The following is a 15,346-nucleotide window of genomic DNA, read 5'->3' as shown; positions in this document are numbered from 1 at the left end:
CCTATCCAAAAGTTGCTTTGCACTTTTGGGATCATGTCTTGAGCCGGGAGATCCAATGCACGGGCGTTTGGCAAGCTTTGGCGGCGAGATGCTGCTGAGCGAAGGATGGAATCTGGTTCTGACGGATGCGGGCGCCTGCGCCTCGCCTTCGGATGTGCCGCTTTCGGCCGGTTTCATCCCGGCATCGGTGCCGGGCACCGTGGCCGGGGCGCTGGAAAAGGCCGGGCTTTTCAATCGCGAGCATCCCCACCCGCTGAACGACAAGGACGCCTGGTATTTTTGCCGATTGGTCGACGCCGACCCTGGCAATGCGGTTCTGCGGCTCGATGGGTTGGCAACGCTTTGCGAAGTCTTTCTCAACGGCAGAAAAATTCTCGTCTCCGAAAGCATGTTCGAGGCGCATGAACTCGCCGTCCATCTGCTGGGCGGCGATGAGCTGGCGCTCTGCTTCCGCGCGCTGGAGCCGCGGCTTGCCGAACCTGGCCCCAGAGCCCGCTGGCGACCGCAGATGATCACCCCGCAGGGGCTGCGCCTAGTGCGCACGACGCTGCTCGGCCATATGCCCGGCTGGTGCCCGGAAACTCACGCGGTCGGTCCCTGGCGGCCGATTTCGCTTTTGCGTCCGCATAGCCCCGTCATTCGCGATCTCTCCCTGCGTCCGGACCTGCTGGAGTACGGCGAGGGCCGGCTTTATGCCTCGCTCGTCATCGAAGGACCGGTCGGCGAGATTGTACTTCGTTGTGGCGACGCCGAACAGGCATTCGTGCAAGACAATAGCGGCCACTGCACCGCATTCCTGAAAATCCCGGGCGTGACGCCATGGTGGCCGCACACCCACGGCACGCCCTGTCTTCATGACGTCGCGCTGATCATCGATGGCGTTGAATATCCGCTCGGGCGCACCGGCTTCCGCCGGCTCGCGGTCGATCGCGGTGCGGACGGTAAGGATTTTGCACTTGTCGTCAATGGCGAGCGTATCTTCTGCCGCGGCGCCGTCTGGACGACTGCGGATATTGCCCGTCTGCCTGGCGGCCGCGAGGACTATGAGCCCTGGCTGCGACTGGCGGCGGAGGCGGGGATGAACATGGTCCGCATTGGCGGCACCATGGCCTATGAGACCCCGGAGTTTTTCCGCCTCTGCGACGAACTCGGCCTGCTGGTTTGGCAGGATTTCATGTTCGCCAATTTCGACTATCCGAAGAACGACAAGGCATTCAACGCCCATGTCGAAGCGGAGGCGGCGCAGCTTCTTTCCGGCACGCGCCTGTCACCCTCGCTCGCCGTGCTTTGCGGTGGGAGCGAGATGTATCAGCAGGCGGCGATGCTGGGATTGCCGGAGCGGTTTTGGGCAAGCCCGATCGTGGAGGAGATCATTCCGGCCGTCGTCAAGGCCATCCGGCCCGACGTTCCCTATGTCGTCAATTCTCCTGCGGGCGGCGCTATGCCGTTTTCGCCGAATGCGGGCGTGACGCATTATTACGGCGTCGGAGCCTATATGCGGCCGCTTGGCGATGCGCGCCGTGCCGATGTTCGCTTTGCTGCGGAAAGCCTGGCTTTCGCGCATGTGCCGCAGGCCCGGACTTTGGCACGGCATCTGCCGGTTCCGGCGGTCCATAGCCCGCTATGGAAAGAGCGCGTGCCGCGCGATCGTGGTGCTTCCTGGGATTTCGAGGATGTGCGCGACCATTATTTGCGCGAACTTTACGGCTTCGAGCCGGACCGGCTGCGGCGGGAGGATCCGGATCTCTATCTCGATCTGTCGCGGGCCGTTACAGGCGAAGTCGCGGAAGAGACCTATGCCGAATGGCGCCGGCAAGGCTCCGGCTGCAACGGCGCGCTCGTCTGGACCCTGCAGGATCTGCTGCCCGGTCCAGGCTGGGGCGTGATCGATTCCACCGGCGAGCCGAAGCCCATATGGTATGCGCTCCGCCGCGCCTTCCGGCCGGTACAGGTATTGCTCACCGATGAAGGCACGAATGGCCTCGATGTGCATGTCATCAACGAGGGCGATGTCGCCCTTGACCTCGATCTCGATGTGGTCTGCCTGCGGGACGGCCGGCAGACCGTGGTCAGCGGCAAGCGGGAATTATCCATCGAGGCTCGCGGCAAGCAAAAGATAGCCTGCACTGATCTTTTCGGCGCCTTCTTCGACACGACCTATGCCTTCCGCTTCGGCCCGCCGTCGCATGACGTCACGGTGGCGCGTCTTACGGCGCGCGAGACCGGGGCGCTGATCGCAGAAGCCTTCTATTTCCCGCTGGGCAGGACGAAAGCCTTCCATGCGGCTGAAATCACGGCCTCCATCACGCAGCAGGACGGTCATTGGTTCCTCGATCTGCGCAGCGACCGGTTGGTACAATCGGTGCAGATCGATTTCGAAGCCTATCGGGCGGAGCACGATTGGTTCCACCTGTCGCCGGGGGCGACCCGGCGGTTGAGGCTTCATCGACGAGACGGTGTTCCAGCCGATGTCATCCCGTCTGGCCAGATCCGTGCAATTGGCAGCCGGCGGATCGTGGAGGTCTGATTAAGCTGGTGGCAAATACGGAAACCTATCTCGCCCCTAGTGGGCGAGAAAGCAAATTTCACTGGCTTAGGAATTGTGGCACAGGAGACTCAGCATGTTCAAAAACCTTGCACAATTTCTAAGCCATTGAAATTGCAAGAGAGGGGGCCGCTTCTTGCGCTGATATGCCGGAGGCTGATTGCGTCCATACCTACCCCCGCTCTTGTAAAAACTAAGAATTAGACGAGGGATGAACCCTCGCCTAATCCTAAGTTTTTACTTTCTCGCCCGCCAGGAGCGAGATAATCCCGCGCGTGTTGCGGCTCCGGTCACAGCGTCACGCCATCCGGCCCGAACAGATGACAACGTTCGGGATCGATATGGATGCTGACCGTTTCGCCCGCGCGGATGGCCTGCTGATCTTCCAGCGCAACCGTCAATGCCTGACCGCCCTGCAGTGTGACGTAGAGGATCGTCTGGCCGCCGAGGTGCTCGACGAGATCGACGCGGGCGTTGCCGAGCGCCAGGCCGCGATCGCCGACGTTCAGGTGCTCCGGGCGTGCGCCGAGAGTGACCGGCTGTCCGGGCTGGAGGCCGCCCAGCCGCCGCGGCAGGCGTACCGTCTGGCCGTTAAGGTCGATGACGGCGGAGCCGTCGTCGGAGGCGACGATCTTGGCCTCCAGGAAGTTCATCTTCGGCGAGCCGATGAAGCCGGCGACGAACCTGTTCCGCGGCTTGTTGTAGAGATCGAGCGGGGCGCCGACCTGTTCGATGTTGCCGCCATTCAGCACGACGATCTTGTCGGCCATGGTCATGGCTTCCGTCTGGTCGTGGGTGACGTAGATCATGGTGTTGCCGAGCCGTTGGTGCAGGCGGGCGATCTCGACGCGCATCTGCACGCGCAGCTCGGCATCGAGATTGGAGAGCGGTTCGTCGAACAGGAAGATCTTCGGTTCGCGCACGATGGCGCGGCCGATGGCGACGCGCTGGCGCTGGCCGCCGGAGAGCTGCTTCGGCTTGCGCTGCAGGAGCTGCTTGATCTGCAGGATTTCTGCGGCCTTTTCGACACGCGGCTGGATCTCCTGCTTCTTCATGCCCGCCGTTTCCAGGCCGAAGGCGAGGTTCTCGTAGACCGACATGTGCGGATAAAGCGCATAGGATTGGAACACCATGGCGATCCCGCGCTTGGAGGCTGGGACATCGTTCATGCGGCTGCCATCGAGGTAGAGCGCACCGCCGGAAATCGGCTCCAGGCCGGCAATCATGCGCAGCAGCGTGGACTTGCCGCAGCCGGAAGGGCCGACGAAAACCGCGAATTCACCGGGCTCGATTTCCAGGTCGATGCCGTGGACGACCTGAAGCTCGCCATAACGCTTGATGACCTTCTGCAGCGAGACGCTTGTCGCCATGGGCGCTTCCTCCTTGTTCGTCCTGATGGCTCGCAGGGCCGTCGTCATGCCGGCCTCCAGCTCTTATATTTCGTGCTTTCCGGGCCGACTGGAAAGCGGACTTCGGCGCGCGTTTCCGACGATTCGTAGAATGCGGTGACAAGCTCCAGCGCCTGGCGGGCGTCGACCGTGGTCACAGGCAGCGGTTCGCCGGAAACCAGCGCCTCATGGAAGAGCTTCATCTGCGTGTTGAAGCGGACCGGCACCGGTGTCCAATCGGCAAGCAACGCATCGATCTTTGCAGCGACCTCGTCATTGGCCGGCACGATTTTCCAAGGGTCCTGGCCGGGACTGTAGGGCTCGTGGTTGCTTTCGATCAGGACGTTTTCGAAAGCGAGGCGCAGGCGGCTGATCTGTTCTTGCGAGCCAAGCGTCGCGCTGATCGTCGCTAGCGCGCCGTTCTCCATCAGCAGGCTGGCGCTGGCGCAATCTTCCACCTCGATATCGTTGACGCGGGTGGCGACGCGGCCGAAAAGGCCGGCGATCGGCCCCATCAGATAGGTCAGCATGTCGTGCAGATGGATCGAATGCGTCATCAGCACGCCGCCGAGTTCCGTTGCCCATTTGCCGCGCCAGGGAACGGCGTAATATTCCGCCGTGCGGACCCAATGGGTTTCAGAGGTGGCGACATAGGGCCTGCCAGCGATGCCGGCCTCGATGATGCGCTTGGCTTTCTGGATACCGTCGCCATAGCGATATTGGAAGATCGGCATCAGCTTGCCCTTTGCCGTCTTTTCCGCCGCGATGATTGCGTCCACGTCGGCGAGGGAGCCGACCAGCGGCTTTTCGCAGACCACATGCTTGCCGGCGGCAAGCGCCTGCAGGATCATTTCGAAATGCGAGCCCGGCGGCGTGCAGATGTCGATAATATCGATGTCCGGCATGTTCAGGACCTCGACGAAATCCTTGATGCGCCTCGTAATGCCGAATTCGTCGCCGGTGGCGTTCAGGCGCTCTTCGTTGAGATCACAGAGCACGGCGACTTCGAAGCGGTCTGGATGCGGCAGATAGCCCTCGACAATATGGGAGTGGCCGATACCGAGACCGATGACCGCAACTTTCTTTACGTCGGACATGTGCAAATTACCTTTGTACGCTGTTGAGCGATGTCGCTTCGGCCAGAGCCTGCGCCTTCAGCGCCAGCTCCATGGCCTTGAAGCAATGGTCCTGTCCCATCGCGGTTTCGGTGCGGTCCCTGATATCGCTAGCCAGTTGCCGGCCATAAGGCAGCTCGACACCGCTGCAATCGATATGCTGTATGCCCTTGCGGTCGGTCAGGAACAGGTGATCGGTGCCGGGGCGGCCGGCGACGTCGATGTATTTGCGCAGCTCGATGGTGCCTTCCGTGCCGACGATGAAGAGGCGGCCGTCGCCCCAGGTGGAAAGGCCGTCGGGCGTGAACCAGTCGACGCGGACATAGCCGGTGACGTCTGGCGTACGCACATGGAAATCGCCATAATCCTGCAGGCTGGGTGTCTCGGGATTGGCGCGGTTCGAGACCGTCGCCGACAGAACCTCGGCTTCGAGCGAACCGGCGAAGAACAGGAATTGCTCGCATTGATGCGAAGCAATGTCGGTGATGATGCCGCCATAGCGCGCGCGGTCGAAGAACCAATCTGGCCGGGTCGGCTTGCGCAGCCGGTGCGGCCCGAGGCCGGTCGTGTGGATCACCTTGCCGATGGCGCCGGCCTTGACCAACTCTCCGGCCTTTACGGTCGAGGCGGTTTCGAAATGTTCGGAATAGAGGATGGAGACGATGCGCTTGGTTTCGGCCTGTACCCTGCGCACTTCGGCGAGCTGATCCAGCGTTACCATGCCGGGCTTGTCGAGCATCACATCCTTACCATGCCGCATGGCATCGATCGCGACGCCCGAGCGTTCGCTGGAGATCGCTGCGCTGACGATCAGTGCGATGGAGTTGTCCTCCAGGATTTCTCGTCTGTCGGCAACGCGTTTTGCCTGCGGGAAGCGCCCGGAGAATGCGGCCGCAAGCTCGTCCTCAACGGCGTGGAAAGCGACCAGTTCCGCACCGGCCCGCAGCATGACGTTGACTTGGCCGTAGATGTGATCGTGGTTGAGACCGATGGCAGCAAAGCGCAGGGCGCTCATACGACATTTCCTTTCAAGTATATTCTTTGCAGCATGATCCCCGGACATCGTCAGGGATCGTGCTTTTGCGTCAGCGTTTGAGGCCGGCCGTGGCGATGCCGTCGATCAGCAGCCTCTGGAAGAACAGGAAGATCAGGAAGACGGGGATCAGCGAGATGCTCGACATGGCAAACAGGCTGCTCCAGTCGGAGCTTCCGGTCGAATCCACGAAGGAGCGCAGGCCGAGCTGCACCGTGTAGGTGTTGATGTCGGAGAGATAGATCAGCGGACCGAAGAAATCGTCCCAGGTCCAAATGAAGGAGAAGATGGCGGCGGTGGCGAGAACCGGCAGCGACAGCGGCATCATGATGCGCCAATAGATGCGCCACGGGCTGCACCCATCCATCATCGCCGCTTCGTCGAGTTCACGGGGGATGCCGCGGAAGAACTGCACCATCAGGAAGATGAAGAAGGCGTCGACCGCAAGGAATTTCGGCACGACCAGCGGCAGCATGGTTTTCACCCAGCCGAGCTTCAGGAACAGGATATATTGCGGGATCAGCGTCACATGATAGGGCAGCATCAGCGTGCCGAGCATCAGTGCGAACCAGAAATTTTTGCCCCAGAAATTCAGCCGCGCGAAGGCATAGGCCGCTAGGGAGCAGGAGACGACATTGCCGATGACGGAAAGGACGGCGATGACGACGGAATTCCACACGAACGAGCCGAAATTCACCTGCCCGCCGAACCAGCCGCGGGCATAGGCGCTGAAGTCGAACTGCGACGGGATTAGCGAGGCCGAGCCAAAGATTTCGTTCTGATCCTTGACCGAACCGGACAGCATCCACAGCAGCGGATAGAGCATCACGATCGATGCGCCGACCAGCGCGACATGGATGAGAACGGACAGGAACCAGGGACGCTCGCGCGGCGGGTTCAGATTGTCGGGAAAATGGGTGAGCTTCGCGTCAGTCATCGTAGTGAACCCAATAACGAGCGGAGAGGAAGGAGAAGGCGGTGAAGACCGCGATGATGATCACCAGGACCCAGGCGAGGGCTGCGGCATATCCCATGCGGAAATAGCCGAAGGCTTCCTGGTAGAGGTAGAGCGTGTAGAACAGCGTCGAGTCGATCGGCCCGCCGGTGCCGGACGAGATGACATAGGCCGGCGTGAAGGCCTTGAAGGCGTCGATGGTCTGCACGACCGCGTTGAAGAAGATGACCGGCGTCAAGAGCGGCAGGGTGATCTTGAAGAAGATTCGTGCCTTCGAAGCGCCGTCGAGGCTGGCCGCCTCATAGAGATCGGTCGGGATCTGCCGGAGGCCGGCAAGGAAGATGATCATCGGCGAGCCGAACTGCCAGATGGCCAGGATGATGAGGGTGTAGAGGGAATAGTTGGGGTTGGAGATCCAGCTTGGTCCGTTGATGCCGAGCACATACCAGAGCAGGGTATTGACGACGCCGTCGCCATCGAAAATCTGCCGCCAGAGCACGGCGATGGCGACGCTGGAGCCGAGCAGCGACGGCAGATAGAAGATGGCGCGATAGATCGGCAGGCCACGAATGCCGCGGTTGAGCAACAGCGCCACCATCAGCGCGAAGGCAAGCTTCAGCGGAACCGAGCAGACGACATAGAACAGCGTCACCTTCATCGACGAGATGAACTTGTCGTCACCGGTGGCGATGCGCGCATAATTGTCCAGCCCAACCAAATGCGGCGCCTGCAGCAGGTTATAGTCGGTGAAGGACAGGTAGAGCGACACGATCGCCGGTCCAAGCGTCAGGCCGAAGAAGCCGATGAACCAGGGCAGGAGAAACAAATAGCCCGGCGCGTTGCGCGCAAATGCACTCGGCGCCTTCTGATAAGTTTCGACGCGCAACGGCGCGCGCTCGCCGACGGCCAAGCCGCCGGCAACGCTCTTGCTGTTTGTACCCACGGTATCAGCCTCGCGTAATGTTTGCCGCCGCCTGTTCGGTGAACTTCGCTCCAGCGTCCTGCGCGCTGGTTTTGCCGAAAGCCACTTCCTCGGCGATTTTCTTCAGCAGGAATGCATTTTCACCGGCACCGTTCGGCGGAGACGGCGGGAGTGCTCCGACCTTCGGCGTCAATCGGCCGATGTAGTCGACAACCTGTTTGCTTGTCGCATCGAGATCCGGCGTCAGCAGATCGCGGATCTTCGGGGAGGCGGGAACGCCGCGCTCTACGCCGAGTATCTTTGCGCCTTCTGGATCTTCCACGAGATAATTGACGAAGGCGACGGCGGCGTCCTTGTTTGCGGAGGTTGCCGAAACCGACATCAGCATCGAGGGTTTCAGATACTGGCCGGGCTTGCTGCCGGGGTCGCTGGGATAGGCGATCAGGTCGATCTTTTCCTTGACGAGGCCCTGAATGGCGACGAACTGGTTGGAAAAGGCGTAGCTGACGGCCGCCTTCTTGGTCACCAGCATGTCAGTCTCGAGGGTCTGCTTGTAGAGCGCCTGCACGTCGGCCGGCACGCAGGCGCCGATTTCGCGCAGATGGTCCCAGAAGGAAAACCATTCGGCGGCATCCTTGGCCTCGAAGCCGAGCTTGCCGTCGCTCGTATAGAGCGCCTTGCCGCGCTGGCGCAGCCAGCATTCGAAGTCGGGCTCTCCGCCGCTCTGATCTGCGGTGCCGTAGAAGCCGCGGCGTTTCTTGGCGGCGGTGACCTTGGCGCAGGCCTCGCCGAGCTGCTCCCAGGTCATGCCGTCATGCGGCGGCTCGACGCCGGCTTCCTGCCAGGCTGCCACATTGACGACGACCATGGAGGAATTGACCCCGAGATTGACGCCGTAAATCTTGCCATCGACCTTGCCGGAATTGATATTGGGAGCCCCGAAATCCTCGATCGCCAGGCTCTTGCCGAGATAGGGCGTCATGTCGAGCAACGCGCCGCGGCGGGCATATTCAAAGATGTAGCGATAATCCATCTGAATGAGGTCGGGCGCATTGCCGCCGCCGGTCTGCGTGGCAAGACGCGTCCAGTAGCTGTCCCAGCCGAAGGATTCGCCGGCGATCGTGACGTCCGGGTTCTTGGCCTGATAGGCCTTCACTGCCGCAAATGTGCGATCGCTTCGCTCCTTCGATCCCCACCAAAGAAGGCGCATGGAGGTTGCCGCATTGGCGCGGTTAAGTCCGATACCGCTGAAAGCTAGCGTCGCTGCCATGCCGGCAAGCAACTGCCGGCGATCGATCGTCAAAGTCATCCTGGTCTCCTCCCCAGTTAACCGGTGATTTACGAACTGCTTTTGCATGATATAACTATTTGGTTACAAGTTGGATAGAAACGCGACCGCTGTCAAGCGCCAATCGTGTCACAATCAAACGACCTGCGCTGAGGCTGGAGAGGTCCGTTGCGGAAGAGATAGATCGGGGAGGAGGAATGTCCATGGTGACCAGAGCGACGCAAGGAACTGAAAAACCAGCGAAAGCCGGCGCTTACGGGAATGCGGAAACGAGGCCGGCGAAGGTGCCGCGCAATCCGCAACGCACCCATGCCATGATCCTGGAAGCGGCGACGGAGGAATTCGCCGCTCACGGTTTCGGTGGCGCGAGGGTGGATGCGATTGCGGCTCGGGCGCAGACCAACAAACGCATGCTCTATCACTATTTCGGCGACAAGGAGGGGCTCTATGTCGCCGTGCTGGAAGCCACCTATGCGGCAATCCGCAATGCCGAGAAAAATCTCGACCTTGCGCGCCGTGATCCCGAGGAAGGGATGCGCGAACTTGCGCTTTTCACCTGGCATCATTTCCTTGAGCATCCGGAATTTTTGAGCCTGCTCGTTACCGAAAACCTGCATGAAGCGCGCTATCTGAAACGTTCCGACAAGATCTTGGCGATGCATTCGCACTTCATCGGCGAACTCGCCGACGTACTGCGACGAGGTGAAGCAGCCGGCATTTTCCGGCCGGCCATCGACCCGGTGTCGGTTTACCTTACCATCGCCGCGCTCGGGTTCTTCTACCTGTCCAATCGCCATACGCTGTCGACGATTTTCGCCCGCAAGCTGACGGCCCCGGCGGCGCTGAAAGCCTGGGGCGAGCATATCGTTTCGGTGACCTTGGCTTCGATCAGGGCTTAGCATGAACTCGCGGCGCTCCGGCGATCACGAGAAATTTTCGAAAGGCGATTGACAAATCCGGACGTATCGCGCGATCGTGTAACTATATAGTTACATTGGCTGATCGACCAAGCCTTTGCTTTTCCTGACTCTGGAGGGAGTCGGCTCAGAAATTCAGGAGGGATCATGAAGCGCGTTGGTATCATCATGCACGGCGTCACGGGACGCATGGGGCTGAACCAGCATCTCATCCGCTCGATCGTGGCGATCCGCGCCGGAGGCGGCGTGTTGTTGTCGAACGGCGAGCGCGTCATGCCCGATCCGGTCCTTGTCGGCCGCAATGCGGCGCGGCTGGAAGAGCTTGCCCGTAAATACGGTATTGAGCGCTGGACCACCGATCTCGACGGTGCGCTTGCCGACCCTAATGACACGATTTTCTTCGATGCGGCGACGACGCAGATGCGCGCCGAGCTGATTTCGAAGGCGCTGGATGCCGGCAAGCATATCTATTGCGAAAAGCCGATCTCCGACGACCTCGACGCTGCGATTGCGCTCGCCCGCAAGGCCAAGGCATCGGGCCTGAAGAACGGCGTCGTGCAGGACAAGCTGTTCCTACCCGGCCTTCGCAAGATCGCCATGCTGCGCGACAGCGGTTTCTTCGGCAAGATCCTCTCCGTGCGTGGTGAGTTCGGCTACTGGGTGTTCGAAGGCGACTGGCAGACGGCGCAGCGGCCGTCGTGGAACTATCGCAAGAAAGACGGCGGCGGCATCATCCTCGATATGCTCTGCCACTGGCGCTATGTGCTCGACAATCTCTTCGGGCCGGTGAAGGCGATTAGCTGCCTCGGCGCCACCCATATTCCCGAACGCGTGGACGAAGCCGGCCGGCATTATGTCGCCGATGCCGATGATGCGGCCTATGCCACCTTCGAGTTGGAGGGCGGCATCATCGCCCATATCAATTCCTCCTGGGCGGTGCGTGTGCGCCGCGACGATCTCGTCACGTTCCAGGTAGACGGCACGCATGGCTCGGCCGTGGCGGGGCTGACACGCTGCTGGACGCAGCACCGTGTCAACACGCCGAAGCCGGTCTGGAACCCGGACCAACCGCAGACCATCGACTTCTACAACACCTGGGACGAAGTGCCGGACAACCAGGTTTACGACAACGGCTTCAAGATCCAGTGGGAGATGTTTCTGCGCCATGTGCTCGAAGACGCGCCCTGGCGCTACACGCTGACGGAAGGCGCCAAGGGCGTGCAGCTCGCCTCTCTCGGCCTGAAGAGCTGGGCGGAGCGCCGCTGGCTGGATGTCGAGCCGCTGGAGATTTGAGGGATGGTGGCTTCCCAAATATCGGGATGGTCAGGATATCTCGTGGGTGCTGCATCTATGTGCATGGCCCCTCAGCCTAGCCCTCTCCCGCCGAAGCGGGGAGAGGGGACGACCGAGCAAAGCGGTGTTTGCCTTAGCGGAACAGCGAAGGGTTGGCACGACAGAACTCCCTCGCCCCGCTTGCGGGGAGAGGGCTGGGGTGAGGGGCCAGGCGCAAATGTGCGGCATAGGCAGACTTGCCTGACGATCACAGGAGCCATCTGAAATATGACCGAACCGTTGAAAATCAGACTTGTCGAGGCCGAGACCTTCGAGCGGCCGGTGACATTGCGGCTTCCTTTCCGCTTCGGCGCGGCGACGCTGCGGGAGGCGCGGCAGATTTTTCTGCGCGTCCGCATCGAAGATGCCCGTGGGGGTTCGGCAAGTGGCATGGCTGCCGAGCTGATGGTGCCGAAATGGTTCGATAAATCGCCGGAACTCTCCAATACCGACAATGAAAACCAGCTTCGCCGCTCGCTGGCGCTGGCTCTCGACGCCCTGAAAAATGCGGGATTGGGCACGGCTTTCGCGCTGCATGCGGCCGTCGAAGCGGTGCACCATACGCGGGCAGCCGCCGAGGGGCTGAACGGACTGGTCGCGTCCTTCGGCCTGGCGCTCGCCAACAGGGCGGTTCTCGATGCGCTCTGCCGGCTGGAAGGGTTGACGGTTGCGCAGGCGATCAGAGCCAACCGCCCCGGCATCGATGTATCGACGGCGCCCGATCTGGCGGGCTTCGACCTGGCGGCTTTCCTCAAGGGATTGGCGCCGGTCGAAAGCCTCGCCGCGCGGCACACGGTCGGTCTGGTCGATGCTATCCGAGCGGGCGACATCCCGGCCGCCGACCGTTTGAATGACGGCCTGCCGGAAAGTTTTGAAGAGGCGATCGATGCTTATGGCCTGACCTTCTTCAAGGTGAAGGTATCGGGCGTTCCCGATGCTGATATCGACCGTCTCTGCCGCATTGCCGCTGTCATCGATGCCAAAATGCCGGCTTATTCGGTGACGCTTGACGGTAATGAGCAATTCGCGTCCGCCGAGGCGGTCGCCGATCTGCTGACGCGCATCCAGGCCGAACCGCGGCTTGCCCGTTTTGCGGCTTCGATCCTGTTTGTCGAGCAGCCGATCGCCCGCGCTTACGCCTTCGAGAAGCCGGTCACGGCGCTTGCGGCCTTCAAGCCTGTCGAGATCGATGAATCCGATGCCGATATCAACGCTTTCGTTGCCGCCAGACGGCTTGGCTATACCGGCATCTCCTCTAAATCCTGCAAGGGTTTTTATCGTTCGCTGCTGAACCGGGCGCGCGTCGCCAAGTGGAGCGCCGATGACGGTGTGGCCTATTTCATGTCGGCAGAGGACCTGACGACACAGGGCGGTCTCGCCGTACAACAGGATCTGGCGCTCGCCTCGCTGATCGGCATGACGCATATCGAGCGGAACGGCCACCACTATGTCGACGGCATGGCCGGCGCACCCCAGGCTGAGCAGGCGGCTTTCGCACGGGATCATGCCGATCTCTACGCCGTTCGAAACGGGCGGACGCGATTGAGGATCGAGGGTGGAAGGATCGCCATCGGTTCGGTGATCGGCGCGATCGGCCTCGGTTCATCCGTCGAGCCGGATTGGAGCGCGATGGAGACGCCGCCGACATAAGATTTCGGTAATGGCCAGGCATGCTCCGTTTTTGACGCGCTGTCGTGCATGGCCCCTCACCCTAGCCGTCTCCCCGTTCGGACGGGGAGAAGGGACTACGGAGCAAGCCAACCGATCCAACCACTCGGATCGAGGCAATATCATGCATGATAAACCCGCTCACCCCGCTGTGCGGGGAGAGGGTTGGGTGAGGGGCCACGCAAAAGGTGCGGTCGAGCCGGACCAACCTGACCATCGTTATTGCAGACTCTGGAGGAGAAACATGCAGTCGTCATCGAAGAAGCGCTATGCGCTGGTCGGCACGGGCAATCGCGGCGCGACCATGTGGGGCAAGGATCTGGTCGAGCGCTGGAGCAATGAGGTCGAACTTGTCGCCGTCTGCGATCTCAACGCGATGCGGGCCAGGCGTGCGCTGGACTATATCGGCGCCTCCGTGGCGGTCTATACCGATTTCGACGAGCTGTTGCGGGTCGAAAAGCCCGATCTCGTCATCGTTTGCACCCGCGATTCCACCCATGACGATCAAATTGTCAAAGCGCTGGAAGCAGGCGCCAATGTCATCAGTGAAAAGCCGATGACGACCACGGTCGGCAAGATCAAGCGTATTCTTAATGCCGAGGCTCGGACGGGCAAGCGGGTCGACGTGTCCTTCAACTATCGTTTCGCGCCGACGGCGGCGAAGATCAAGGAACTCATCAATTCCGGCGTTATCGGCGATGTGACCTCGGTCGATTTTCATTGGTATCTCGACACCAGTCATGGCGCCGATTACTTCCGGCGCTGGCACGCCTTTGTCGAAAATTCCGGCAGCCTCTTCGTTCACAAGGCGACGCACCATTTCGATCTTCTGAACTGGTACCTCGATTCCGATCCGGAAACCGTGTCTGCCTTTGCCGATCTCAAGCACTATGGTCGCAAAGGCCCCTTCCGTGGTGAGCGCTGTCGCACCTGTCGGTATAAGGACGAGTGCGATTATTATCTCGATATCAGCGCCACGCCGCTGCTCGAAAGCCTCTATGAAGACCCGTCGACGGTCGATGGTTATGTTCGCGATGCCTGCGTCTTCCGCGAGGATATCGACATTCCCGACACCATGGTCGCCTCGATCCGCTATCGCAACGGCGTCAACGTCTCCTATTCGCTGAACACCTATATGCCGATCGAAGGCCACCATATTGCCTTCAACGGCCACAAGGGGCGTATCGAGCTGCGGCAATACGAAAAGCAGCATTGGACGACGCCGCCGGCCGACGAAATCGTCGTCATGAAGAATTTCGGTGATGTCGAGCGCATCTGGGTGCCCTATTCCTCGGGCGGCCATTACGGCGGCGACGACCGGCTGCGCAACATGCTGCTGCGGTCCGGGCCAAACGACGAACTGAGACAGCGCGCCGGTTCACGCGCGGGCGCGCTTTCGGTTCTCTGCGGCATCGCGGCGTTGGAAAGCAGCCGGACCGGCCAGCAGGTATCGATCGCCGATATCTGGGGTCAGGATGACGGGCTCAACCTGCTCGAGGCGCGGCCTTAGAGCGGCTTAACTTTTCATGGAAAAGCAAAACCGCTGAGGCTCAATTGCAATTGCGCAACTGCGAGGCATAGAGCGCGGACATGTTGGCGACCTTCTGCGCCGTGCGCTGCAGGTCGCCATTGCCGCGCCAGCTTCCCTGCTGATAGCCCTTCCAACCGACATAATAAGCCAGATAAAGATTATAGGGATCGTTAAGTGGGATGCCGTTCCGCAGATGGCTCTGGGCGTGATACCAGCCGATGAATTCGATCGCGTCGGAGAAGTCGGAGCGGCGTGCGCCCCAGCGGCCCGTGTCGCGCTGATAGTGATCCCAGGCGCCGTCGAGAGCCTGAGAATAGCCATAGGCGCTGGAAGGTCGCGTCCAGGGAATGAAGCCGAGCAGTTTCCGGCGCGGCGGCCGGGCATGCGGCTGGAAGCCGGATTCGGCGTAAATCGTCGCCATCAGGATCGGCACCGGCACGCCGTATTCCCGTTCCGTACGTTCGGCGGCGCGCTGCCAATTGTTGAACCAGCCGTCGCGCTGATCGAAGATCGCGCAGACATTGCGGGTATGGGACGGTGCGGTGGCGCAGCCTGCTAGCATTCCGAGCAGCAGCACAGCGGCTATGGAGATGATACGGGTACGCATAACTAGAACCTCTTCGCTGAAGAGATTGCTAGCCCAGAATGATTA

At 61.1% G+C, this 15,346-nt stretch carries 12 protein-coding genes; 5 read left to right on the top strand and 7 right to left on the bottom strand.

The annotated features are described in order from the left end of the window. Positions 1 to 55: 55 nt before the first annotated feature. The gene (locus N2601_RS16420) at positions 56 to 2,527 is read left to right on the top strand and encodes a glycoside hydrolase family 2 protein (RefSeq protein ID WP_104824792.1); all 2,472 of its coding nucleotides are present in this window, start codon (positions 56 to 58) and stop codon (positions 2,525 to 2,527) included. Between the two features lie 308 nt (positions 2,528 to 2,835). On the opposite strand, the gene N2601_RS16415 is transcribed toward N2601_RS16420, so the two are convergent. From N2601_RS16415 to N2601_RS16390, 6 genes are all read right to left on the bottom strand, one after another. After that, entirely contained in the window at positions 2,836 to 3,915 is a 1,080-nt protein-coding gene (locus tag N2601_RS16415; protein WP_104825267.1) for an ABC transporter ATP-binding protein, read from the bottom strand. A 44-nt stretch (positions 3,916 to 3,959) separates the two neighbouring features. Further along, positions 3,960 to 5,030: a Gfo/Idh/MocA family protein gene (locus N2601_RS16410; RefSeq protein WP_104824791.1), complete on the bottom strand. Its 1,071-nt coding sequence runs from the start codon at positions 5,028 to 5,030 to the stop codon at positions 3,960 to 3,962. A gap of 7 nt (positions 5,031 to 5,037) precedes the next feature. Next, a complete protein-coding gene (locus N2601_RS16405) occupies positions 5,038 to 6,063 on the bottom strand; it encodes a Gfo/Idh/MocA family protein (RefSeq protein ID WP_104824790.1) in 1,026 nt (341 codons plus the stop codon). 70 nt (positions 6,064 to 6,133) lie between these two features. Continuing rightward, positions 6,134 to 7,018 (bottom strand): carbohydrate ABC transporter permease, encoded by an 885-nt coding sequence (locus N2601_RS16400; RefSeq protein ID WP_104824789.1) that lies wholly within the window; start codon positions 7,016 to 7,018, stop codon positions 6,134 to 6,136. Beyond that, positions 7,011 to 7,922 (bottom strand): carbohydrate ABC transporter permease, encoded by a 912-nt coding sequence (locus N2601_RS16395; protein WP_245463998.1) that lies wholly within the window; start codon positions 7,920 to 7,922, stop codon positions 7,011 to 7,013. Before N2601_RS16395 ends, N2601_RS16400 begins: the two co-directional genes overlap by 8 nt. 61 nt (positions 7,923 to 7,983) lie before the next feature. Further along, positions 7,984 to 9,267 (bottom strand): ABC transporter substrate-binding protein, encoded by a 1,284-nt coding sequence (locus N2601_RS16390; protein WP_104824787.1) that lies wholly within the window; start codon positions 9,265 to 9,267, stop codon positions 7,984 to 7,986. Between the two features lie 182 nt (positions 9,268 to 9,449). On the opposite strand from N2601_RS16390, the gene N2601_RS16385 reads away from it, so the two are divergent. The 4 genes from N2601_RS16385 to N2601_RS16370 all read left to right on the top strand — a co-directional run bounded on the left by N2601_RS16385 (position 9,450) and on the right by N2601_RS16370 (position 14,673). After that, positions 9,450 to 10,145 carry a TetR/AcrR family transcriptional regulator gene (locus tag N2601_RS16385; protein WP_104824786.1) on the top strand — a complete coding sequence of 232 codons (696 nt, stop codon included), beginning with the start codon at positions 9,450 to 9,452 and terminating at the stop codon, positions 10,143 to 10,145. 165 nt (positions 10,146 to 10,310) lie between these two features. Beyond that, positions 10,311 to 11,456 carry a Gfo/Idh/MocA family protein gene (locus tag N2601_RS16380; RefSeq protein WP_104824785.1) on the top strand — a complete coding sequence of 382 codons (1,146 nt, stop codon included), beginning with the start codon at positions 10,311 to 10,313 and terminating at the stop codon, positions 11,454 to 11,456. Between the two features lie 267 nt (positions 11,457 to 11,723). After that, positions 11,724 to 13,145 (top strand): mandelate racemase, encoded by a 1,422-nt coding sequence (locus tag N2601_RS16375; protein WP_104824784.1) that lies wholly within the window; start codon positions 11,724 to 11,726, stop codon positions 13,143 to 13,145. 262 nt (positions 13,146 to 13,407) lie between these two features. Beyond that, positions 13,408 to 14,673, top strand: coding sequence for a Gfo/Idh/MocA family protein (locus tag N2601_RS16370; protein WP_104824783.1), 1,266 nt, complete (start codon positions 13,408 to 13,410; stop codon positions 14,671 to 14,673). A gap of 40 nt (positions 14,674 to 14,713) precedes the next feature. Here the strand turns inward: N2601_RS16370 and N2601_RS16365 are convergent, their stop codons facing one another. Continuing rightward, on the bottom strand, positions 14,714 to 15,301 hold the full coding sequence (locus N2601_RS16365; RefSeq protein WP_104824782.1) for a transglycosylase SLT domain-containing protein: 588 nt from the start codon (positions 15,299 to 15,301) through the stop codon (positions 14,714 to 14,716). Positions 15,302 to 15,346 lie beyond the last annotated feature (45 nt).

It is taken from the genome of Rhizobium sp. CB3060 (assembly GCF_025200735.1).
Lineage (GTDB): Bacteria > Pseudomonadota > Alphaproteobacteria > Rhizobiales > Rhizobiaceae > Rhizobium.
This window is presented reverse-complemented; position numbering and strand designations above follow the sequence as displayed.

What these genes read in the sequence shown, in the direction of transcription:
- N2601_RS16385 (WP_104824786.1), top strand. Translation starts at nt 9,450, where the DNA reads ATGGTGACCAGAGCGACGCAAGGAACTGAAAAACCAGCGAAAGCCGGC.
- N2601_RS16370 (WP_104824783.1), top strand. Translation starts at nt 13,408, where the DNA reads ATGCAGTCGTCATCGAAGAAGCGCTATGCGCTGGTCGGCACGGGCAAT.
- N2601_RS16420 (WP_104824792.1), top strand. Translation starts at nt 56, where the DNA reads ATGCACGGGCGTTTGGCAAGCTTTGGCGGCGAGATGCTGCTGAGCGAA.
- N2601_RS16405 (WP_104824790.1), bottom strand. Translation starts at nt 6,063, where the DNA reads ATGAGCGCCCTGCGCTTTGCTGCCATCGGTCTCAACCACGATCACATC.
- N2601_RS16410 (WP_104824791.1), bottom strand. Translation starts at nt 5,030, where the DNA reads ATGTCCGACGTAAAGAAAGTTGCGGTCATCGGTCTCGGTATCGGCCAC.
- N2601_RS16375 (WP_104824784.1), top strand. Translation starts at nt 11,724, where the DNA reads ATGACCGAACCGTTGAAAATCAGACTTGTCGAGGCCGAGACCTTCGAG.
- N2601_RS16365 (WP_104824782.1), bottom strand. Translation starts at nt 15,301, where the DNA reads ATGCGTACCCGTATCATCTCCATAGCCGCTGTGCTGCTGCTCGGAATG.
- N2601_RS16380 (WP_104824785.1), top strand. Translation starts at nt 10,311, where the DNA reads ATGAAGCGCGTTGGTATCATCATGCACGGCGTCACGGGACGCATGGGG.
- N2601_RS16415 (WP_104825267.1), bottom strand. Translation starts at nt 3,915, where the DNA reads ATGGCGACAAGCGTCTCGCTGCAGAAGGTCATCAAGCGTTATGGCGAG.
- N2601_RS16390 (WP_104824787.1), bottom strand. Translation starts at nt 9,267, where the DNA reads ATGACTTTGACGATCGATCGCCGGCAGTTGCTTGCCGGCATGGCAGCG.
- N2601_RS16400 (WP_104824789.1), bottom strand. Translation starts at nt 7,018, where the DNA reads ATGACTGACGCGAAGCTCACCCATTTTCCCGACAATCTGAACCCGCCG.